The 21,011-nt window shown below is 57.1% G+C and carries 20 protein-coding genes; 12 read left to right on the top strand and 8 right to left on the bottom strand.

Annotated features, from left to right (window positions below):
• Positions 1–6 precede the first annotated feature (6 nt).
• Together fruK and fruB are read right to left on the bottom strand one after the other, a co-directional pair.
• Positions 7–945, bottom strand: a complete 939-nt coding sequence (gene fruK, locus DXXMK7_RS09015; protein ID WP_038918802.1) for a 1-phosphofructokinase — start codon at positions 943–945, stop codon at positions 7–9.
• Positions 942–2,081 (bottom strand): fused PTS fructose transporter subunit IIA/HPr protein, encoded by a 1,140-nt coding sequence (gene fruB / locus DXXMK7_RS09010; protein WP_038918801.1) that lies wholly within the window; start codon positions 2,079–2,081, stop codon positions 942–944. Before fruB ends, fruK begins: the two co-directional genes overlap by 4 nt.
• A gap of 335 nt (positions 2,082–2,416) precedes the next feature.
• Here fruB and DXXMK7_RS09005 point away from each other — a divergent pair, with 335 nt between their 5' ends.
• Positions 2,417–3,598, top strand: coding sequence for a sugar efflux transporter (locus tag DXXMK7_RS09005; protein ID WP_038659534.1), 1,182 nt, complete (start codon positions 2,417–2,419; stop codon positions 3,596–3,598).
• Positions 3,599–3,603: 5 nt separating this feature from the next.
• On the opposite strand, the gene DXXMK7_RS09000 is transcribed toward DXXMK7_RS09005, so the two are convergent.
• Positions 3,604–3,858, bottom strand: coding sequence for a YkgJ family cysteine cluster protein (locus DXXMK7_RS09000; protein WP_038920936.1), 255 nt, complete (start codon positions 3,856–3,858; stop codon positions 3,604–3,606).
• A 188-nt stretch (positions 3,859–4,046) separates the two neighbouring features.
• On the opposite strand from DXXMK7_RS09000, the gene yeiP reads away from it, so the two are divergent.
• The 8 genes from yeiP (at position 4,047) to yejF (ending at position 13,210) form a co-directional block, all read left to right on the top strand.
• The gene (gene yeiP, locus DXXMK7_RS08995; protein WP_038659537.1) at positions 4,047–4,619 is read left to right on the top strand and encodes an elongation factor P-like protein YeiP; all 573 of its coding nucleotides are present in this window, start codon (positions 4,047–4,049) and stop codon (positions 4,617–4,619) included.
• Positions 4,620–4,689: 70 nt separating this feature from the next.
• A complete protein-coding gene (locus tag DXXMK7_RS08990; protein ID WP_038918800.1) occupies positions 4,690–5,664 on the top strand; it encodes a GTP-binding protein in 975 nt (324 codons plus the stop codon).
• A 48-nt stretch (positions 5,665–5,712) separates the two neighbouring features.
• Positions 5,713–6,426: a phosphatase PAP2 family protein gene (locus tag DXXMK7_RS08985; RefSeq protein ID WP_038918799.1), complete on the top strand. Its 714-nt coding sequence runs from the start codon at positions 5,713–5,715 to the stop codon at positions 6,424–6,426.
• Between the two features lie 425 nt (positions 6,427–6,851).
• The gene (gene mepS / locus DXXMK7_RS08980) at positions 6,852–7,427 is read left to right on the top strand and encodes a bifunctional murein DD-endopeptidase/murein LD-carboxypeptidase (protein ID WP_038918798.1); all 576 of its coding nucleotides are present in this window, start codon (positions 6,852–6,854) and stop codon (positions 7,425–7,427) included.
• A 251-nt stretch (positions 7,428–7,678) separates the two neighbouring features.
• Positions 7,679–9,490 carry an extracellular solute-binding protein gene (locus DXXMK7_RS08975; protein WP_038918797.1) on the top strand — a complete coding sequence of 604 codons (1,812 nt, stop codon included), beginning with the start codon at positions 7,679–7,681 and terminating at the stop codon, positions 9,488–9,490.
• A gap of 9 nt (positions 9,491–9,499) precedes the next feature.
• Positions 9,500–10,594, top strand: a complete 1,095-nt coding sequence (locus DXXMK7_RS08970; RefSeq protein ID WP_038918796.1) for a microcin C ABC transporter permease YejB — start codon at positions 9,500–9,502, stop codon at positions 10,592–10,594.
• Positions 10,591–11,616 (top strand): ABC transporter permease, encoded by a 1,026-nt coding sequence (locus DXXMK7_RS08965; RefSeq protein ID WP_038918795.1) that lies wholly within the window; start codon positions 10,591–10,593, stop codon positions 11,614–11,616. The genes DXXMK7_RS08970 and DXXMK7_RS08965 overlap by 4 nt, the downstream gene beginning before the upstream one ends.
• Position 11,617: 1 nt before the next feature.
• A complete protein-coding gene (yejF, locus tag DXXMK7_RS08960; RefSeq protein ID WP_038918794.1) occupies positions 11,618–13,210 on the top strand; it encodes a microcin C ABC transporter ATP-binding protein YejF in 1,593 nt (530 codons plus the stop codon).
• A gap of 66 nt (positions 13,211–13,276) precedes the next feature.
• On the opposite strand, the gene DXXMK7_RS08955 is transcribed toward yejF, so the two are convergent.
• The 3 genes from DXXMK7_RS08955 to rsuA form a co-directional block, all read right to left on the bottom strand.
• Positions 13,277–13,621 carry a YejG family protein gene (locus tag DXXMK7_RS08955; protein ID WP_038918792.1) on the bottom strand — a complete coding sequence of 115 codons (345 nt, stop codon included), beginning with the start codon at positions 13,619–13,621 and terminating at the stop codon, positions 13,277–13,279.
• 358 nt (positions 13,622–13,979) lie between these two features.
• On the bottom strand, positions 13,980–15,104 hold the full coding sequence (locus tag DXXMK7_RS08950) for a Bcr/CflA family multidrug efflux MFS transporter (protein WP_237431766.1): 1,125 nt from the start codon (positions 15,102–15,104) through the stop codon (positions 13,980–13,982).
• Between the two features lie 156 nt (positions 15,105–15,260).
• A complete protein-coding gene (rsuA, locus tag DXXMK7_RS08945; RefSeq protein ID WP_038918790.1) occupies positions 15,261–15,959 on the bottom strand; it encodes a 16S rRNA pseudouridine(516) synthase RsuA in 699 nt (232 codons plus the stop codon).
• Between the two features lie 255 nt (positions 15,960–16,214).
• Here rsuA and DXXMK7_RS08940 point away from each other — a divergent pair, with 255 nt between their 5' ends.
• The 3 genes from DXXMK7_RS08940 to rplY all read left to right on the top strand — a co-directional run bounded on the left by DXXMK7_RS08940 (position 16,215) and on the right by rplY (position 18,689).
• Positions 16,215–16,454: a YecH family metal-binding protein gene (locus DXXMK7_RS08940; RefSeq protein ID WP_013317604.1), complete on the top strand. Its 240-nt coding sequence runs from the start codon at positions 16,215–16,217 to the stop codon at positions 16,452–16,454.
• On the top strand, positions 16,454–18,244 hold the full coding sequence (locus DXXMK7_RS08935; protein WP_038918789.1) for a DEAD/DEAH box helicase: 1,791 nt from the start codon (positions 16,454–16,456) through the stop codon (positions 18,242–18,244). Before DXXMK7_RS08940 ends, DXXMK7_RS08935 begins: the two co-directional genes overlap by 1 nt.
• Before the next feature lie 157 nt (positions 18,245–18,401).
• Positions 18,402–18,689 carry a 50S ribosomal protein L25 gene (gene rplY / locus DXXMK7_RS08930; RefSeq protein ID WP_038918788.1) on the top strand — a complete coding sequence of 96 codons (288 nt, stop codon included), beginning with the start codon at positions 18,402–18,404 and terminating at the stop codon, positions 18,687–18,689.
• 182 nt (positions 18,690–18,871) lie between these two features.
• Here rplY and DXXMK7_RS08925 read toward each other — a convergent pair whose 3' ends face one another.
• Complete coding sequence (locus DXXMK7_RS08925) at positions 18,872–20,089, bottom strand: OFA family MFS transporter (protein ID WP_038918787.1); 1,218 nt, start codon at positions 20,087–20,089, stop codon at positions 18,872–18,874.
• Between the two features lie 185 nt (positions 20,090–20,274).
• Positions 20,275–21,009 carry a LytTR family DNA-binding domain-containing protein gene (locus DXXMK7_RS08920; protein ID WP_038659577.1) on the bottom strand — a complete coding sequence of 245 codons (735 nt, stop codon included), beginning with the start codon at positions 21,007–21,009 and terminating at the stop codon, positions 20,275–20,277.
• Positions 21,010–21,011: the final 2 nt, after the last annotated feature.

Genomic DNA, 21,011 nt, shown 5'->3' with positions numbered 1-21,011 from the left:
CTGCTGTCAGTTAAATGGTTTGAGATCGACACGCGCCATCATCGCAGCCAGCTGCGGACGATCGCTAATGCCTACGTTGCTCTGGCTGACGGCCAATGCTGCCACCGCGGTTGCCAGGCGCAACGTGTGTTCACTGGACTCACGCATCAATAAGCCATAAATCAATCCCCCCACCATGGAGTCACCCGCACCTACCGTACTGATCACTTCACAGGCCGGCGGCAACGCCCGCCAGGCACCAGACGCATTGACCCACAGCGCGCCTTCCGCTCCCAGCGAAATCACGACATGGGCAATACCCTGTTCACGCAGCGCATGCGCCGCATCCACCACATCCGCCAGCGTGGGCAACTTACGTCCGGCCCAGATTTCCAGCTCCCGGCGATTGGGTTTCACCAGCCACGGCGAGGCTTTCAGACCTGCCACCAGCGCTTCGCGGCTGCTGTCAAAAATAATGCACGGACACTGGCTACGCAGGCGCGACATCCAGTCGGTAAACGCATCCGGGTCAACGCCGCTCGGCAGACTGCCGCTAACGGCGACCATGTCAAACTGCCCCAGCCAGCTCAGCGAATCGTTGACGAAACGCTGCCAGTCCTGCTGGGTTACCTCGAAACCGGAGAAATTCAGGTCGGTTACATCGCCATTCTGCTCGGTGAGTTTGACATTAATGCGAGTCCGCCCCGATACCACCTGGAAACGGTTGGCGATGCCCAGTTCGCTGAACAGCTGCTGAAAACCGTCCTGATTGTCTTTGCCCAGAAAGCCGCCCACGGTGACGTCAATCCCAAGATCTTTCAGTACCTTGGCGACGTTGATGCCTTTTCCCGCGGCATGCAGGCCGGTGGTCTGAACCAGGTTGACTTCGCCACGTTCGATTTCCGGGCAGTAGCCTACTAAATCATAGGCGGGATTCAGGGTGATGGTGGCAACGCGCCTGCTCATGCTGCGCCCTCCCCAAGACCGGACTGAATAGCTTCGCCGATGGCTTTCAGCGCCGCTTCAGCATCGCTGCCGTTGGCGGTAAAGCGCAGGCGGTGACCGCTCTTAACGCCCAGCGCCACCACTTTCATCAGGCTGCGGCCGTTGGCCGGTTTGCCAGTGCCGTCGAGGTTCGTCACGGTGATCTCGCTGGAGAACTGCTTGATGACGTTAACCAGCATCGCGCCCGGACGGGCATGCAGACCGTGCTCGTTGCGGACGGTAAATTCCGCCGCCAGCGCGTTGCTCTCTTCTTCTTCCTCTTCTTCGCTGGTCAGCAGCGCCAGCAGCGTGGCTTCGTCAGCGGACAGCAGACGATCGGCCTTGCCGGCGATCAGCAGCTTGCTGAGATAATCCAGCGACGCGAACACCTGCTCATCAGCCGCCGAGACCGTCAGCAGCAGCGCCACGTTTTCGCCATCCACCGCGAAAGGCTCCGCCGGGCGGCTCACCGCCAGCGCGCTCACCAGATTGCCGTTCAGGCTGTCGCTCAACCAGACGCCCTGCCCCAGATGTACCGGCTTGTTGCCGACCACATGGCTGACAAAGCTGGCGTCGACCGCGCCAATCTGTTGCAGACGGCCGGCGTTCAGCGCCTGCAGCGTCATCAGGTTGTCGGTCGCCACATTCAGGCTAATCAGCGAGGTATCAAAACGGAACGCGCCCGCCAGTTGTTCGCCCATCAGCAACCCGCGCAGTTCGTCGGCTGACGTGGTGCTGGCCAGACGGGCCGCGACGCGATCATCGCTCAGCACATGGGTCAGCTGACGCAGCAGCGCCAGATGTTCATCGGAACGGGCGGCGATCCCCAGCACCACATACGCGGTCTGGTCTTCGCCCCACGCGATCCCCTGCGGGAACTGGAACACCTGAACACCGGTTTTCTGCACCAGATCGCGCGTATCGGTGGTGCCATGCGGAATGGCAATACCGCTGCCGAGATAGGTAGAGGTCTGCTGCTCGCGCTGAAGCATCCCCGCGACATAGCCCTCGCTCACGCAACCGGCTTCGGTCAGTGCGGCAGCCACCTGACGGATGGCCTCCTCTTTACTGCCGGCGGAAGCACCTAAATGAATGTCGTGCTGTGACAACTGAAACATAACGCTCCTCTCTCGCTGAACTTGAATCGTTTCAGCCTTTATGAGAAATAATTTGCTGACTCTCTCAGGGTAGTTTCAGCAAAACCTCGCTGAAACGTTTCAAAAATTCTGCGTTTTTCACTATATGTATGCAAGCATTCTGCATAGATAAAATGACAGATCTTAGAGGTCACGCACATTTTCACCACGAAACACCAAAATTTGTAACACTTTGACACACCGGTGCTGAATTGGTGCTGAAGAAAAAAAACTGAAACGGACTTTCGTTTCTATTCCATCAGCGTAAGATAGCGCGTTCAGTTTCCTCCCTGCTTCTTTTTTAACCTGAATTCAGCATGACAATTTCTTCTGCCCGCGCGGCCCGACGCCTGCCCGACCTGACGTCTTCGGCGTTTCTGGTAATTGCTTTTCTGACCGGGATTGCCGGTGCGCTGCAGCTCCCCACGCTCAGCCTGTTTTTGTCAACGGAAGTACAGGCGCGCCCGTTCATGGTCGGGCTGTTTTATACCGGCAGCGCGGTGATCGGCATTGTCGTCAGCCAGATTCTGGCGACCTATTCCGATCGTCAGGGCGACCGCAAGACGCTGATATTGCAGTGCTGCCTGTTGGGCGCGCTGTCTTGCCTGCTGTATGCCTGGAACCGCAACTATTTTGTTCTGCTGTTTATCGGCGTACTGCTGTCGAGTTTCGGTTCTACCGCCAACCCGCAACTGTTTGCGCTGGCGCGGGAACACGCCGACCGCACCGGTCGCGGCGCCGCCATGTTCAGTTCGGTGATGCGGGCGCAGATTTCGCTGTCCTGGGTGATCGGGCCGCCGGTCGCCTTCGCGCTGGCGCTGGGCTTCGGCTTCCCGGCGATGTATCTGACGGCTGCGGTGGTATTCGTACTGTGCGGGCTGCTGGTGTGGCTGCTGTTACCGTCAATGCCCAAAACCCGGGTTAAATCCGCCGCGACGCTGGAGTCGCCCCGCCAGAACCGACGCGACACGCTGTTGCTGTTTACCGCCTGTACGCTGATGTGGACCTGCAACGGCATCTATCTGATCAATATGCCGTTGTATCTGGTCAATGAATTGCAGTTACCCGAAAAGCTGGCCGGGGTCATGATGGGCACCGCCGCCGGGCTGGAAATTCCGGTGATGCTACTGGCCGGCTACCTGACCAGCCGGTTAGGCAAGCGCCTGCTGATGCGGCTGGCGGTGATCGCCGGGCTGATTTTTTATGTCGGGCTGACGCTGCTGAACGGGTCGTGGGCCTTGCTGGCGCTGCAACTGCTGAACGCGATTTTCATCGGCATTCTGGCCGGGATGGGGATGCTGTATTTTCAGGATCTGATGCCGGGTCAGGCGGGCGCCGCCACGACGCTGTTCACCAACACCACCCGGGTAGGCTGGATCATCTCCGGTTCGCTGGCGGGCATCGTGGCCGAAGTCTGGAGTTACCATGCGGGCTTTGTCATCGCCATCGTCATGCTGGCCGGCGCCGCCGTCTGCATGTGGCGCATCCGCGACGCCTGATCCCGTCAGGGCGCGGTGGCCTCTTCCAGTTGAATCAGGTACAGCATCGCTTCATCGCGGTGATTTCGGCACATGTCGCGGCTCGGTTGCAGGCCGCGGCACACCGCCGGGCGCAACGCTGAATGGAACAGGCCGCAGCGCATGCGTTCATCCAGATGGATGCAGGGCGTATTGGCCGGTTTTCCCTGCGGCATGCCGGGAATCGGGCTGGAGATAGAAGGCGCGGTACAGCAGGCGCCGCAATCAGGACGACATTCCATCAGCATAACCTCCGGGGATTCCCGTTACTCTTTCAGGCCGCAGAGCCTAACAGGCCGCCAGTCGCAAGGCCAATATTTCCCGCCGGTTTGTTTGGCATCCGGCTGCCGCAAATCCCGCTTGCCTGAACCCATCCTGACGGGTAACGTGTCGCCACAAAAATTTCTCTTCTTTATTTAAGGTATGTTTCATGGCAAGAGCGAATGAAATCAAACGCGGCATGGCCGTTAATTACAACGGTAAGCTGCTGCTGGTAAAAGATATCGATATTCAGAGCCCCAGCGCCCGCGGCGCCAGTACGCTGTACAAAATGCGTTTCTCCGATGTCCGCACCGGTCTGAAAGTGGAAGAACGCTTCAAGGGCGATGACATCCTGGACACCATCACCCTGACCCGCCGTTCCGTTACCTTCTCTTATATTGATGGCGATGAATACATCTTTATGGACGAGGAAGACTATACCCCGTATACCTTCAAGAAAGAGCAGATCGAAGATGAACTGCTGTTTATTCCTGAAGGCGGCATGCCGGGTATTCAGGTATTAACCATGGACGGTCAACTGCTGGCGCTGGAACTGCCGCAGACGGTCGATCTGGAAATCGTGGAAACCGCACCGGGCATCAAAGGCGCGTCCGCCAGCGCCCGCAACAAACCGGCCACGCTGACCACCGGTCTGGTAATTCAGGTGCCGGAATACCTGAGCGCCGGCGAAAAAATCCGTATTCATATCGCCGAGCGTCGCTACATGGGTCGCGCGGACTAACCGCCGCCGATGAATACCCGCGTCTGGCGAGCTACGCCAGACGTTTCCCTGCAGACTCAAGGAGGCTCCTGTGTTGACGAAAGTAAACCTGATCACCGGTTTTCTCGGCAGCGGCAAAACCACCACTATCAGGCACCTGCTGTCCCGCAAACCCGAAGACGAAGTCTGGGCGGTGCTGGTCAATGAGTTCGGCGAAATCGGTATCGACGGCGCATTGCTGAGCGATACCGGCGCTCTGCTCAAAGAGATCCCCGGCGGTTGCATGTGCTGTGTGAATGGCTTGCCGATGCAGGTGGGGCTCAATATGTTGCTGCAGAAAAAGCCTCATCGCTTGCTGATCGAACCCACCGGTCTCGGTCATCCAAAACAGATTCTGAACTTGCTGACCACAGAAGCCTACCAACCGTGGCTCCAGTTGCAGGCTACGCTGTGTCTGCTGGATGCGCGTCAACTCGGCGACAGCCGTTGCCTGGAAAATGAAAACTTCCGCGACCAGTTGGCCGCCGCGGACGTAATTGTCGCTAATAAGGAAGACACCTGGCAGGACAGCGACCGTGACGCGCTGATGGCGTGGTATCAGCAACAGGGGCAGGATCGTCGCCTGATCACGGTAGCCCAGGGGCAGTTGGATACCGCAGTGCTGGACCTGCCGCGGGAAAACCACAATGCGCTGCCGGATGCCCGCCACCATCATCACGCCGCCGCCAAAACCGGGTTGGCCGCACTGAAACTGACCGGCCGGGAAAGCTGGCGTCGAGCCTTGAATCAGGGCCAGGGTTATTATGCCTGCGGCTGGATTTTCGATGGCGACACCCAGTTCAACACCGCCAGTCTGCTTGACTGGGTGCGTCTGGCACCGGTAAGCCGCGTTAAAGGTGTGATGCGTATCCCGGAGGGCACGCTGGTGGTTAACCGGCAGGGATTCGACCTGCGCATTGAAACACAATCAGCTGCGCCGCCGGACAGCCGCATCGAAATCATTAATGAATCTGAAGCGGAATGGAACACGTTGCAAAAGCAGTTGTTAAATTCCCGTTTAATGTAAGCGGTGTAAGTTACACGCCTGGACAAATTTGACAGTGAGTCAGGATGTATGTCAAAGCGTAATACACTACTTATTTTATTCTTCAATCTTCTGGGTTTTGCTCTGTTCTTCTCCTGGTATTTACCAGCACAGCACGGGTTCTGGTTCGAGATAGACACATCGCTGTTTTTCTATTTCAACCAGCGCCTGGCTACATCCAGCGCGTTTCTCCATTTAGTGGCGATTACCAACAATCGCGCCTTTGATGCCTGCGCGCTGCTGGCGATGGGACTGCTTTATCTGTTCTATTATCTGCGTCGCTCCCATGACGCGCGCCGTCAGATGCTGCTTATCGGCCTGGTCATGCTGGTGACCGCGGTGGTGCTCAATCAGCTGGGGCATCTGATACCGGTGCAGCACAGTAGCCCGACGCTCTTTTTCAGCGGCATCAACCGGGTGGGCGAGCTGACCGGCATTCCCACCAAAGATGCGTCCAGCGACAGTTTCCCCGGCGATCACGGTATGATGCTGATGATCTTCGCCGTATTTATGCTGCGCTACTTTGGCCGTGCCGCCTTTGCCGTCAGCATGCTGATTCTGCTGGTGTTCGCCACGCCGCGTATCATGATCGGCGCACATTGGTTTACCGATGTCGCCGTCGGGTCGCTGTCGGTGGTGCTGGTGGGACTAAGCTGGTGGTTGCTGACCCCAGCCTGCGACGCCTTGATTAGCCGCATTGACCGCCTGCTACCCGGCAAAAAATCGCTCAGTCAGCCAGCCTGACTGGTGGTGACCGCAGCAAACGATCGCTCTCCTCGCAGCGGTCACCCCTGCCCGTCCATTCAATTTTTTTGGTTATTTTGCGCACGTTTTCTCGTTCCGCTCTCCCGCCGCAGTTTTTTATAGGGCTGGCGTAAAAGATTTCATCACGAAATCGTATAAACAAAAGAAACAAAAAAACTCGCAATCTAATATTCGTTAAGGTATGGTCACCGAGGTCCGTGATTTATGGGCAGACATCCGGCCAGTTAAACAACTGTTGCCACACCAATAATAATGTGCGGCATTGCACAATTTGATTGACGGATAATTGTCCCATTAAAAGTAGTGCTTTAGTCTGACACTCGTTTTGTTTGGCATAGATACATCGTTCATAAACACAGCGATAGCGATTGAATCGTTAAGGACATCAAGGGAACATAACAACAATGGTCAAATCTCAACCGACTCTGAGATATATCTGGCGGGCGCTGCCTGCCGTGGCGGTAGCGGTGATGCTTTCCGCCTGTACCAACAATACTGCCAGCATTAATAATCAAACTGATAGGCGTGTGGTTAACGGTGGTGACCCTTCACTACAAGCCTCTCAGGATGAATTCGAAGCGATGGTTCGCAACGTGGAAGTCAAATCCAAGTTGCTTGAACAATACGCCAGTTGGAAAGGCGTGCGCTATCGCCTCGGCGGCGACAGCCGGAAAGGCATTGATTGCTCCGGTTTCGTTCAGCGAACCTTCCGTGAACAATTCGGTATGGATTTGCCGCGTTCCAGCTATGAACAGCAGGACATTGGTGTTCAAATCCAGCGCAATAAGCTGCGCCCGGGTGACTTGGTTGTGTTCCATGCCGGCTCTACCGGCCGCCACATGGGCATCTACATCGGCAACCAGCAGTTCGTCCACGCGTCCACCAGCATTGGCGTGACCATTTCCAGTATGGATGATAACTACTGGAAACCCCGTTACCGCGAAGCGCGGCGGGTGCTGAAGCAGGATTCGCACAGCTGATTTTCTTTTCCTTTGATGTCGTCCAAACAAATTCAAAACGCCGCTCGTCAGACAGCGGCGTTTTTTATTGCGTCACTCGCCTTCCCGGTAACAACTTGGATCGATTAACAGTAGGTTTGACGCCTTATTTCATGATAAAACAGAACACCATAGCGTCCGGCATCGTGATTGCCAGGAATTTCAGGCACTTTCTCCAGTAAACCGGCTTTTCATACGGAGAAACATGAGGTTATCAGGAGTCCGCCATTTCGATGTTTACACGTGCACTTATCGCCGTTTTGCTGTCTGCCTGCACCTGGCTGACCTATGCGGAACCGACCACACAACAGACTTATGCGTTCGCCACGCTGGGCGAACCAAAATACCGGCAGGGCTTTACCCACTACGATTACACCAATCCATCGGCCCCCAAAGGCGGCAAAGCCACACTCAGCGCGCTGGGCACCTTCGATAACTTTAACCGCTTTGCCTTGCGCGGTCTGGCCGCCGCCCGCACCGAAAGCCTGTACGACGCCCTTTACGTCAGTTCGGAAGACGAACCCGCCAGCTACTACCCGTTGATTGCGCTTACCGCCCGTTACGCCAGCGATTACAGCTGGATTGAAGTGGAGATGAATCCCGCCGCGCGTTTTCACGACGGCTCACCGATTACCGCCGCCGACGTGGCGTTCACCTTCAATATGTTCATGACGCAGGGCGTGCCGCAGTTCCGTCTGTACTACAAAGGCACCGAAGTCAAAGCCGTCACCCCGCACACGGTCCGCTTTACTTTCCCTGAACCAGACAAGGAAAAGATGCTGGGGATGCTGACCTTGCCGGTCATGCCGGAGAAATTCTGGCGCGACCACAAACTCAGCGACCCGCTGAACACCCCGCCGCTGGCCAGCGGCCCCTATCGCATTACCGATTACCGCATGGGCCAGTACGTGATTTATTCGCGCGTTACCGACTACTGGGCTGCCGACCTGCCGGTCAACCGCGGCCGTTACAACTTCGACCAACTGCGTTATGACTACTATCTGGACGACAGCGTAGCGTTGGAAGCCTTCAAGGCCGGCGCGTTTGATCTGCGCATAGAGGGTTCACCCAAGCACTGGGCGACCCAGTACGAAGGCGGCAATTTCGCCCGCGGCTACATTCGCAAGAAAGATGAAACCAATCGGGCGGCGCAGGATACCCGCTGGCTGGTGTTTAACATCCAGCGGCCGCAGTTTAGCGATCGTCGGGTGCGTCAGGCGCTGGCGCTGGCCTTTGACTTCAACTGGATGAACAAGGCGCTGTTTTTTAATAGCTATCAGCGCCCCAACAGCTTTTTCCAGAACACCGAGTACGCGGCGCAGGGAACGCCATCGGCGGACGAACTGGCCTGGCTGACGCCGCTGAAAGACAAGATCCCCGCCGACGTCTTCGGCCCGGCATACCGGCCGGAAGGCTCCGACGGTAGCGGTTACGACCGCGCCGGCCTGCTTAAGGCGCTGCAACTGCTGCAACAGGCGGGTTGGGAACTGAAAAATCAGGTGCTGGTGAATAAACAAACCGGTCAGCCTTTCCGTTTCGAACTGCTGCTGCCGAGCGCCGCCAACTCCATCTATGTACTGCCGCTCCAGCATAGTCTGGCGCGACTCGGTATCCGCATGGAAGTACGCAGCGTCGATAGCCCGCAGTTCAACAACCGATTTCGCAAGCGCGATTTCGACATGATCCCGAAGCTGTACCCGGCGATGCCCTACCCCAGTTCGGACCTCGCCATCAGTTGGAGTTCCGGCTATATCAATTCCTCCTATAATTCGCCGGGGGTACAGGACGCCGCCATCGACCAGCTGATCGACAACATCATTCGCCATCAGGGCGACAAACCGGCGCTATTGTCGCTGGGACCGGCGCTGGACAGAGTGCTGACCTGGAACCAGTTCGCCATACCGATGTGGTATTCCAATCACGACCGTTTCGCTTACTGGAACAAATTTGCCATGCCTGCAACCCGCCCGGCCTATACGCTGGGTATCGACAGTTGGTGGTATGACGCTGATAAAGCGGCCACCCTGCCGGCAGCGCGTCGATAAGGAGCCGATGTGGGAACTTACCTGTTACGTCGACTATTGCTGGTGATCCCCACGCTGTGGGCAATCATCACCATCAACTTTTTTATTGTGCAGGTCGCGCCGGGCGGCCCGGTCGATCAGGCCATCGCCTCGATTGAAATGGGCCAGGGCAGCGGTTTTAGCGCCGGCGGGGACGGCGGCGGGCTGGCGCGCGGGCCGGGCGGCGGCAAGCCGTCGGTGGAAAACACCTATCGCGGCGCTCGCGGGCTGGATCCGGAAATCATCGCGGAAATCACCAAACGTTACGGCTTCGATAAACCACTGCACGAACGCTATTTCAAATTGATCTGGGATTACGTGCGGTTTGACTTCGGCAACAGCCTGTTTCGCGGCTCGTCGGTCATTGCCCTGATTAAAGAGAGTATGCCGGTATCGATATCCCTCGGGCTGTGGAGCACGCTGATCATTTATCTGGTCTCCATTCCGCTCGGCATCAAAAAAGCGGTGCGCAACGGCTCAGCCTTTGACGTCTGGAGCAGCACGCTGATTATCGTCGGCTACGCTATCCCGGCGTTCCTGTTCGCGATTCTGCTGATCGTGCTGTTCGCCGGCGGCGGTTATCTCGACTGGTTCCCGCTGCGCGGGCTGGTGTCGCCGCATTTTGACAGTCTGTCCTGGTTTGACAAGGTTATCGACTATCTGTGGCACATTGCGCTACCGGTGCTGGCGATGGTGATTGGCGGTTTCGCCACGCTGACCATGCTGACCAAAAACTCGTTTCTGGATGAAATCCGCAAGCAGTACGTGGTCACCGCCCGCGCCAAAGGGCTGGATGAAAAACGAATTCTCTATCGCCACGTATTTCGCAACGCCATGCTGTTGGTGATCGCCGGTTTCCCCGCCACGTTCATCAGCATGTTTTTTACCGGCTCGCTGCTGATCGAGGTGATGTTCTCCCTCAACGGTCTTGGGCTGCTGGGATACGACGCCACCCTGCAGCGCGATTACCCGGTGATGTTCGGCACCCTGTACATTTTCACCCTCATCGGCCTGCTGCTGAACATTCTCAGCGACATGACCTATACGCTGGTTGACCCGCGTATCGATTTCGAGGAGCGCCAATGAGCCGTCTAAGCCCCATTAATCAGGCGCGTTGGGCGCGCTTTCGCGCTAATCGTCGCGGCTACTGGTCGCTGTGGATTTTTCTGGTGTTATTTGTCGTTACCCTGTGTTCGGAGCTGGTCGCCAACGACAGACCGCTGCTGGTGCGCTACCAGGGGCAGTGGTACGCGCCGTTTATGGTGGATTACAGTGAAACCACCTTCGGCGGCCAGTTGGCGACGCCGGCGGATTATCGCGATCCCTGGCTGGAACAGCGGCTGGAGCAAAGCGGCTGGACGCTGTGGCCGCTGATTCACTACCGCTACGACACCATCAACTACGCCACCCAACGCGCGTTTCCGTCGCCGCCGTCGCGCCAGAATCTGCTCGGCACCGACAGTCAGGGGCGCGACGTGCTGGCGCAGGTGTTGTATGGCTTTCGCATTTCCATTCTATTCGGGCTGGCGCTGACGTTGCTGTCCAGCCTGATCGGCATCGTAGTGGGCGCATCTCAGGGGTATTACGGCGGGCGTGTGGACCTGTGGGGACAGCGCCTTATCGAAGTCTGGTCCGGGATGCCGACGCTGTTCTTGATTATCCTGCTCTCCAGCGTGATCCAACCGAATTTCTGGTGGTTGCTGGGCATTACCGTGCTGTTTGGCTGGATGGCGCTGGTCGGCGTAGTGCGGGCGGAATTCCTGCGTACCCGCAATTTCGACTATATCCGCGCGGCGCAGGCGATGGGCGTCAGCGATCGCGCCATCATGTTTCGCTGCATGCTGCCCAACGCCATGGTCGCCACCCTCACCTACCTGCCGTTCATTCTCTGCGGCTCCATCACTACCCTGACCTCGCTCGACTTTCTGGGCTTTGGTCTGCCGATGGGGTCCGCTTCGCTCGGCGGGTTGTTGCTGGAAGGGAAAAACAACCTGCAGGCGCCGTGGCTTGGCATCACGGTCTTCATGGTGCTGGCGGTAGTACTGTCACTGCTTATCTTTATCGGCGAAGCGGTTCGCGACGCTTTTGACCCTAGCAAGGCGCATTGATATGTCCGCACAACCTTTACTTGAAATCCGGGACCTGAGCATTGCGTTTCGCAACGGCGGCCAGCAGCGACAGGTGGTCGATCAGGTCTCGCTGAGCATTGAGGCCGGAGAAACGCTGGCGCTGGTCGGCGAGTCCGGCTCAGGCAAAAGCGTGACCGCGCTGTCGGTGCTGCGTTTGTTGCCCTCGCCGCCGGTGGTCTACCCGCACGGCGACATTCTGTTTGCCGGCGAATCATTGCTGAACGCCAGCGAGCAGCGGCTGCGCCAGATTCGCGGCGACCGGATTGCCATGATCTTTCAGGAACCGATGGTGTCCCTCAATCCACTGCACACCATCGAAAAGCAATTGGCGGAAGTTCTCTCGCTGCACCGGGGCATGCGCCATGACGCCGCGCGGGGCGAAATCGTCGGCTGTCTTGAACGCGTCGGTATTCGTCAGGCGGCGCGGCGACTGGCGGACTTTCCCCACCAGCTTTCCGGCGGCGAACGCCAGCGGGTGATGATCGCAATGGCATTGCTGACGCAACCCGCCCTGCTGATTGCCGACGAGCCAACCACCGCGCTGGACGTCACCGTACAGGCGCAAATTCTGGATCTGCTCAACGAGCTGAAACAGGAGCTGAACATGGGGCTGCTGTTCATTACCCACAACCTGAACATTGTGCGTCGGCTGGCGGACCGGGTGGCGGTGATGCAGGCCGGACGTTGCGTGGAGCAGAACCAAACCCGCGAGCTGTTCAGCGCGCCGCAGCATCCGTATACCCGGCAGTTGCTGGATGCCGAGCCGGCAGGGGAAGCCTTGCCGCTGGAACAGACCGCCGCGACGCTGCTGGATGTTCGGGATCTGGGCGTCAGCTTCCCCATCCGACGTGGCCTGTTACGTCGTACCGTGGGAGAAAAATCGGTGCTGCAAGCGCTCAGCTTTAGCCTGCGCCGCGGAGAAAGCATCGGGCTGGTGGGCGAATCCGGTTCCGGCAAGAGCACCACCGGGCTGGCGTTGCTGCGGCTGCTGCGCAGCCGTGGCGAGATCTGGTTCGACGGCCAGCCGCTGCACCATTTTAACCGTAAGCAGATGCTGCCGGTACGTCGTCGCATTCAGGTGGTGTTTCAGGATCCAAACGGTTCGCTGAATCCCCGCCTGAATGTAGAACAGATTATCGCGGAAGGGCTGCGGGTGCATCACCAGTTAAGCCCGGCGGAACAGACGCAGCGGGTGATCCAGGCCATGCAGGAAGTCGGGCTGGACCCGGACAGCCGCCATCGCTATCCGTCAGAGTTTTCCGGCGGTCAGCGCCAGCGTATCGCCATCGCCCGGGCGTTGATCCTGCAACCGGAACTCCTGATTCTTGATGAACCGACCTCATCGCTCGATCGCACGGTACAGGCGCAGATTCTGACGCTGTTGAAAACCCTGCAGCAGACCCACCAGTTGGCCTACCTGTTCATCAGCCACGATCTGCACGTGGTGCGTGCATTGTGTCATCAGGTTATTGTGCTGCGGCATGGCGAAGTGGTGGAGCAAGGCGAGTGTCGGCAACTGTTTGAGCATCCACAGCAGGATTATACCCGGCAGTTGCTGCAACTCTCGGCCTGACTATTGGCCCGTTCGGGAAAGCATGGGGAAAGGCGTTACAGCAGCATCGTTACCGATGCTGCCGCTTCAGAAAGGATATTGAGCGCAGACGGATTCGGCGATCGCCACGCCGACGTCTTTCAGGCGGCACATGGCGGCGCTCTCGTCCTGGCGATGCAGGAACAGGCATGGCTCGCCCTCCCACTCCACTATTGCGCACTGCAGCTGGATATCATCCAGTGATTGGTTGAGGTGGCGCATAATCTGGCGGGCCTCTTCGCCGTCGTGGCTGAGCAGTTTAAAACCAATCAGATAACTGTCGTCATCCATGCTGCAAAGCGGAATCGGTTCAACTTTGATGCCAGTAAAACCGGATAACCAGCGGTAACTTTGCGGCAAGCGATGAACTACCGAAAGTTGGAGAGTATTCACAGCGGTCTTCCTCAGCTAAGCTGCTTTAAAATTCACAAAATTATAACATAACCCAGCAAAATTTTTTGCTATGCACCCTTCTTTTCTCACCATCAGGATACAAAAAAGCAACATATTTTCATGATGAGCCCGTCCCAGAAGCATGGCGCTCAGATTGGTAACCGTTCAAAACGTTAACGAGATCACGATTTTGACTGGTTTTGCGCTATATGTAACCTTTTATTCCCGATATCTCAATCATTTTCTTCAAATCGTTCACTTTCGATTCAATATTTTCACATTTTAGGAACAATAAGCGGGGCGCTGCCGGCGGGTTGCCGGCAGCAGAAGCAGGAAAGAGGAGAACAGAAGAGACGTCTTAACGCCGACCCGCGTACAGAAATAAGCCGAATGCGCCTGCCGAGCAGAACGCCATCGCACCCACCATCGGCCATACGCTCTGGAACGTCGCCAGCGACAATAACGTTCCTACCAGCGAGCCCAACCCAAAGCGCATGGTGCCGGCCAGCGAAGACGCCGTTCCGGCCATATGGGGGAAATCGTCAAGAATCACCGCCATCGCGTTGGACGCCACCGTGGCGACACAGCCCACGAATGCCGCGACGCCGATCACCAGCGGGATAAACCCTAAATCGAAGCAGCTGACCACCACCAGCCATATCCCCATCACAAACTGGATAATCAGCCCCAGCCGGAACATAAACATCGCCCCCATACGCGACACGATACGGCTGTTGAGCAATGTCATCAGGAACAGGAACACGATGTTCAGCGCAAAATAGTAGCCAAAATGCTGGGGCGACACGCCATTAAGGTCGATATACACAAACGGCCCGGCGCTCAGAAAGGCAAACATGCCGGAAAACGACAGTCCGCTGGCAAACATATAGCTGAAGACGCGACGATGGCGAACCAACAGCAAAAAGTTCCCCAGCGTGGTACGCAAATGGAAACGCTGCCGTCGCTCCGCCGGTAGGGTTTCTCGGATAAACAGCCACACCAGCACTGTCGCCACCAGCGACGCGGCGGCGATAGTCCAAAAGATCGCGTGCCAGCTGAGCCAGAACAGCAATGCGCCGCCGATGATCGGCGCCAGCAGCGGCGCCACCGTCATCACCAGGATCACGAACGACATCATGCGCGAGAATTCATCCTTCGAAAACATGTCCCGCATCAGCGCGTTGATCACCACGTTGGCCGACGCGGCCGACAAGCCGTGCAGGAAACGCATATGAATCAACTGGTCGACCGTTTGCGACAGCGCACAGGCGGCAGCGGCCAGAGTAAAAATCAGCACGCCGCCCAGAATAACCGGCTTACGGCCGATGCTGTCCGACATCGGGCCGTAAAAAACCTGACCGATGGCAAAACCGAGCACATAGGAGCTGAGGGTCATCTGCACCCGACCCGGATCGACCGAAAACTCTTTTGCGATCACCGGTAGCGCCGGTAAATACATATCGATGGCGATTGGCATCAGCATCGATATCAACCCCAGAATAAAAATCAGACCGACGCGCGAGGATGATTGTGGTTGCACGAAAAGCGGTTCTCCAGGTAGACGACGGTTTCCCGCCACCTGACGGCGGCGGACAAAAGGACTTAACAAAGAACAAAGCGATAGCCGACGGTCTTGCGACTATTGCCCGATGCTGGCCACCTCTTCCGGCGTCAGCGGCCGATACTCGCCAGGCTCCAGCGCGTCATCCAGCGCAATAGCGCCGATGCGTTCACGATGCAATGCCACGACATGGTTGCCAACCGCGGCAAACATGCGTTTTACCTGATGGTAGCGACCTTCGCTGATGGTCAACCGCACCTGGTGCTCAGAAATCGGCTCCAGCGCCGCCGGGCGGGTCAGGTCCTTCTCGCCGTGTAATTGCACGCCGGCCTGAAAATGCTCCGCGGTGTCTGGCGCCAGCGGCTGTTCCAGCGTCACCAGATAGGTTTTTTCGCAATGGTGCTTCGGCGAAGTAATGCGATGCGACCACTGACCGTCGTCGGTCAGCAGCACCAGACCGCTGGTATCGATATCCAGCCGGCCGGCGGCGTGCAGCTTGTGCGCCACCGGTTCATCGATAAAATATAAAATCGTCGGATGGTCGGGGTCGTCGGTTGAACACACATACCCCTGCGGCTTATTGAGCATGAAATAACGCGGCCCGTTCTGCTGTTCAAGCACATTGTCGTCAAACGCCACTTCATGGTCCGGCAACAGTTTGAACGCGCCGTTCTTCACCACCTCGCCATTTACCGTTACACGCTGCGCACGCAGTTCGCGCGCTATCAGCGAACGGCTGATCCCCAACTGTTGGGAAAGAAATTTATCCAATCGCATTAATGAATACTGCCTATGGTCGTCACGAATTGCCGGTCAGTCATGGCGCTGACCGCCACCTGATAGGAAAAGGCGTCGGCTTTCACATCGGATATTGATGTAAACCGCCCTTCTGCGCCGTTTAAAAAAGCATAATAAAAGCAACTTTACTGTTCTTCCACCCTGCTCGTCACCGGGCAGGAAAGGGAGAGTATACCGCGACGTTTCGCCGTATTGGCGGCATTTCATCGCCCGATAATTATCAGGAGCCCTATTATGTCATCGATTCACGGTCATGAAGTATTACATATGATGGTTGCCGCCAACAGATCCTTTACCACTGATGAACTGATCGCCGCCATTGAGGCGCGTTTTGGCCGCGATGCCCGTTTTCACACCTGCTCCGCCGCCGACATGACCGCCGCCGGGCTGGTGCAATTTCTGGCTGACAAAGGCAAATTCATTCCGCAAGATAACGGGTTTACCACCCATGAAAGTAAAATCTGCCGCCACTGATGTCATTTACACTGCGCCCGTACCAGCAAGAAGCGGTTGACGCTACCCTTGCCTATTTTCGTCAGCATACCGCCCCGGCGGTCATCGTTTTACCCACCGGCGCCGGCAAAAGCCTGGTGATCGCCGAGCTGGCGCGGCTGGCGCGCGGCCGGGTATTGGTGCTGGCGCATGTCAGGGAACTGGTGGAGCAGAATCACGCCAAATATTGCGCGCTGGGGCTGCAGGCGGACATTTTCGCCGCCGGGCTCAACCAGCGCGACAGCGAAGGCAAGGTGGTGTTTGGCAGCGTGCAGTCGGTGGCGCGCCACCCCGACAAATTTGATGACGCCTTCTCGCTGCTGATCGTCGATGAATGTCACCGGATTAGCGACGATGAAAACAGCCAGTACCAGCAAATCATCCAGCATTTGCAGCAGGCCAATCCCCAGTTGCGGCTACTGGGATTAACCGCTACCCCTTATCGCCTCGGCCGGGGCTGGATCTATCAGTACCACTATCACGGCATGATCCGTGGCGACGACAGCTGCCTGTTCCGCGACTGCATCTACGAGTTGCCGCTGCGCTACATGATCCGACATGGTTTTCTGGTGCCGCCGGAGCGGCTGGACATGCCGGTGGTGCAGTACGATTTCAGCCAACTGGCGGCGCGCAGCAACGGGCTGTTCAATAATGGATCGTTCAATAATGGATCGTTCAGCGATGTGGAGCTGAACCGGGAACTGAAGCGTCAGCAACGGGTCACGCCGCACATCGTCCGCCAGATTACGGAGTACGCCGCTAACCGACGGGGCGTGATGATTTTCGCCGCCACGGTTGAACACGCGCGGGAAGTCGAAGGGCTGCTGCCGGCCAGCGAAGCGGCGTTGATCAGCGGCGAAACGCCCGCACCGCAGCGGGATGCGTTGATTGCCGCCTTCAAACAGCAACAGCTGCGCTATCTGGTCAACGTGTCGGTGCTGACTACCGGCTTTGATGCGCCGCACGTCGATGTGATCGCCATTTTGCGTCCGACGGAATCCGTCAGCCTCTATCAGCAGATAGTCGGCCGCGGTTTGCGCCTGTTTCCCGGCAAAACCGACTGCCTGATTCTGGACTACGCCGGCAACCCATTCGACCTCTACACGCCAGAAGTCGGCCACAGTAAACCGCACAGCGACAGCCAGCCGGTGCAGGTGTTCTGCCCACAGTGCGGCTTCGCCAACCTGTTCTGGGGAAAATGCACCGATGACGGCACCGTGATTGAGCATTATGGCCGCCGTTGTCAGGGCTGGCAGGCGGACGAACAAGGGCGGAGGCAACAATGCGATTACCGCTTCCGTTTCAAAAGCTGCCCGCATTGCGGTGCGGAAAACGATATCGCCGCCCGACGCTGTCAGACGTGCGAAGCGGTGCTGGTCGATCCGGACGACATGCTGAAAGCCGCGCTAAAACTGAAAGACGCGTTGGTGCTGCGTTGCAGCGGCATGAACCTGCAACACGGCGCCGACGCCAAAGGCGAATGGCTGCGCATCACCTACTACGATGAAGACGGCGCCGACGTCAGCGAACGTTTCCGGCTGCACACCGCCGCCCAGCGCAACGCCTTTACGCATGTTTTTCTGCGAGCGCACCAGCGCGCGCCCGGCGTTCCCTTCCACTGGCAGCGTGCTGACGATGTCGTCGCGCAGCAGGCGCTGCTGCGTGCGCCGGACTTCGTGGTGGCCCGTTTGCAGGGCAAATTCTGGCAGGTGCGGGAAAAAATCTTCGATTATCAGGGCCGTTATCGCCGCGCCCATGAGCTACGCGGCTAATTTGCGGCGGTTTTATTTGCCCGCGCCGCCATATTCCGCTAGAATCTCGCCCGCTTTTATTTCGAATAACAGCATCGTTATTTGAATGACAAGCATGATTATCCCGCCTGTTGCTGGGTCGCCTGTAACAGGTTCATTTTATCAAGTAGAGAAAGCAATGATTACTATCAACGCAGAAGTACGTAAAGAGCAGGGTAAGGGTGCGAGCCGCCGCCTGCGCACTACCGGTAAATTCCCCGCCATCGTTTACGGCGGCAGCGAAGCACCGGTTTCCATCGAACTGGACCACGATATCGTCAAAAACCTGGAAGATCGTAACAGCGAAGGCCTGTACGGTGAAATCGTCCTGGTTGTCGATGGCAAAGAAACCAAAGTAAAAATCCAGGCTGTTCAGCGTCACCCGTTCAAGCCGAAACTGACTCACATCGACTTCGTTCGCGTTTAATCACGCATAACGTCTTCGACGAGCCAGCAAAAACGCCGCACATGTTGCGGCGTTTTTGTTTTTCTCTCTTCCTTAGATTTTCTGTCATCTCATCCAATCGTTACCATTGCTATCTCTCCCGCAAAAAAAAAGCCACCGCATGATGGCAGTGGCGTTTGGCTACACGAAGAGTGCGAGGTTTATCAGGCGTGGCTGCCCTGTGCGACCAAGGGCGCATCCTGCTCGTGCGGCGCTTTCGGCGGCTGGATGAACAGGGTAATCACCAGCGACACCACCGACAACAGCGCAATGGCGATAAAGGTACTGTGGAATCCGCCCAACGCAGCGGCGATAAAGGAACCGGCCAACGGGCCCAGACCAAATCCCTGATAAATCAGCCCGTAGTTTTTACTGTGATGCTTCAGGCCAAAGAAATCCGCCACAATCGCCGGATACACGGTGATATTGCCGCCGAAACAGAAGGCCACCGCACCGGTACACAGGAAGAACGTCATGCCGTTAAGCGGCAGGAACGCCATTACCGTCACCGCCAGCGCGGTCACCAGCAGCGTAAAGTTCAGCACCCGCAGGCGGCCCACTTTGTCGGACAGATAGCCAAGAATAAGACGCCCGGCGGTGTTGCAGATAGCAATCGCCGATACCACGCTGGCAGCGGTCACCGCATCCAGCCCGGCCATTTTCACGCCGATATCCTTCGCGATGCCAATCAGGTACAAACCGCTCATGCAGGAGGTGAAGAACACCACAAACAGCAGCCAGGCTTCTTTACGACGCAGCATTTCACTGACGGTAAAGTTGACGTTGCCGCCGTTAACGGCCGTCTGAGCCGGCTGCACCGGCGCATCCTTCAGCAGCATGGCGCCGCCGGTGATCATCAGCAGCGCCATCGCGCCCCACCAGAAGAAGGTCTGAGACACGCCGACCTGCGCCAGCAACGCGCTGTTGATGTATTTGAACACCAGGCTGCCGGTACCGTACGCGCCGACTGAAATCCCGGCGATAACGCCCTTGCGATTCGGGAACCATTTAATCAGATTGGACAAGGTGGTGATGTACGCCGCGCCGTCGGCAAACCCGACCACCACGCCCACCAGCAGCCACAGCATCGACAACGATGACACCATAGAGGCAGCCATCAGCGCCGTACCCAGCACCAGACCGGCGATCAGCGTCAGTTTACGGATACCGATGCGCTCCTGAATGCGCCCGGCAAACAGCGTGGCGAACGCCAGGAAAAAGCTGGTTAGAGAAAAGGTGGTAGCCACCGAACTGAGCGGCCAGTCGAATTTGTCGACCAGCGGTTGGTTGTAAAGACTCCAGGTGTAAATGGTCCCCAGCCCCATTTGGGCGAGGATAGTCCCTGCAATAATAACGCCGCGATTTGCCGGTTTACTGTTCATGCCGGTCCCCTTAATTTTTCTGATGTGAAGATAAAGCAGGCCGGAGCCTGCCGAATGGCACCAGTATAAAGAGGGGCTAAATCCACGGGGTTAATAAGGGCATGAACGGCATGAATCAGGGAATGAAATGCATCCAGGACGGTATCAATGACATTGAAGACATTTCATGCCTGGCCTATTTGTTGTTACAGTCGCATCAGTTGGCGAAACTCCCGCACTTTGCTGCGGCTGACCGGTACCTGAAAATCCAGGTCGCTCAGTTTGAGAATATAGGTGTTGTTGAACCAGGGTTCGATCTCGCGGATCTTGCTCAGGTTGACGCAGTACGAACGATGACACCGGAAAAAATAGGCTTCCGGCAACCGGCTGCAAAATTCGGTGATGTTCATCGACATCACGAACTCGTCACGCCGGGTATAGACAAAGGTCAGTTTTTCGTGGGATTCGGCGTAATAGATATCGTGAATATTGGTGACGATAATCCGTTTATCTTTGACCAGATTGATGGTCATCGGCGCCGGGCGGTTATCGCCGCCGGCATGGGTAGGCAACTGCTGTTGCTGCCAGGCCGCCTCCAGTTTTTGCAGCATGCCGACAATGCGGGTTTCATGGTAGGGCTTGAGGATATAGTCGAACGCTTCCAGTTCAAACGCCTCCACCGCATGATTCTTATACGCGGTGATGAAGACGATCAATGGCTTATGGGCAAACTGGCTGATGTTTTTCGCCAGCATCACCCCATCCAGCGATGGAATGTTGATATCAAGGAAGATCACATCCACCCGGTTATCCTGCAGGTATTTCAGCACATCGAGGCCATCGTCAAACACGGCGTCGACCTCGATCTGACTGTGTTGTTTAATCAGCCAGCTCAGCTCCTGCTGCGCCAGAAATTCATCTTCGACAATGATCGCTTTCACGC

This window comes from Dickeya sp. MK7 (genome assembly GCF_000406305.1).
In the GTDB taxonomy this organism is placed as follows: Bacteria; Pseudomonadota; Gammaproteobacteria; order Enterobacterales; family Enterobacteriaceae; genus Dickeya; species Dickeya fangzhongdai.
The sequence above is the reverse complement of the archived record's forward strand: the minus strand, read 5'-3'. Positions and strand labels throughout refer to the sequence as shown.

Bases quoted from the DNA above. Each gene is read 5' to 3' on its own strand.
- fruK (WP_038918802.1), bottom strand. From the start codon at position 945: ATGAGCAGGCGCGTTGCCACCATCACCCTGAATCCCGCCTATGATTTA.
- fruB (WP_038918801.1), bottom strand. From the start codon at position 2,081: ATGTTTCAGTTGTCACAGCACGACATTCATTTAGGTGCTTCCGCCGGC.
- DXXMK7_RS09005 (WP_038659534.1), top strand. From the start codon at position 2,417: ATGACAATTTCTTCTGCCCGCGCGGCCCGACGCCTGCCCGACCTGACG.
- DXXMK7_RS09000 (WP_038920936.1), bottom strand. From the start codon at position 3,858: ATGGAATGTCGTCCTGATTGCGGCGCCTGCTGTACCGCGCCTTCTATC.
- yeiP (WP_038659537.1), top strand. From the start codon at position 4,047: ATGGCAAGAGCGAATGAAATCAAACGCGGCATGGCCGTTAATTACAAC.
- DXXMK7_RS08985 (WP_038918799.1), top strand. From the start codon at position 5,713: ATGTCAAAGCGTAATACACTACTTATTTTATTCTTCAATCTTCTGGGT.
- mepS (WP_038918798.1), top strand. From the start codon at position 6,852: ATGGTCAAATCTCAACCGACTCTGAGATATATCTGGCGGGCGCTGCCT.
- DXXMK7_RS08975 (WP_038918797.1), top strand. From the start codon at position 7,679: ATGTTTACACGTGCACTTATCGCCGTTTTGCTGTCTGCCTGCACCTGG.
- DXXMK7_RS08965 (WP_038918795.1), top strand. From the start codon at position 10,591: ATGAGCCGTCTAAGCCCCATTAATCAGGCGCGTTGGGCGCGCTTTCGC.
- yejF (WP_038918794.1), top strand. From the start codon at position 11,618: ATGTCCGCACAACCTTTACTTGAAATCCGGGACCTGAGCATTGCGTTT.
- DXXMK7_RS08950 (WP_237431766.1), bottom strand. From the start codon at position 15,104: ATGCTGATGCCAATCGCCATCGATATGTATTTACCGGCGCTACCGGTG.
- rsuA (WP_038918790.1), bottom strand. From the start codon at position 15,959: ATGCGATTGGATAAATTTCTTTCCCAACAGTTGGGGATCAGCCGTTCG.
- DXXMK7_RS08940 (WP_013317604.1), top strand. From the start codon at position 16,215: ATGTCATCGATTCACGGTCATGAAGTATTACATATGATGGTTGCCGCC.
- DXXMK7_RS08935 (WP_038918789.1), top strand. From the start codon at position 16,454: ATGTCATTTACACTGCGCCCGTACCAGCAAGAAGCGGTTGACGCTACC.
- rplY (WP_038918788.1), top strand. From the start codon at position 18,402: ATGATTACTATCAACGCAGAAGTACGTAAAGAGCAGGGTAAGGGTGCG.
- DXXMK7_RS08925 (WP_038918787.1), bottom strand. From the start codon at position 20,089: ATGAACAGTAAACCGGCAAATCGCGGCGTTATTATTGCAGGGACTATC.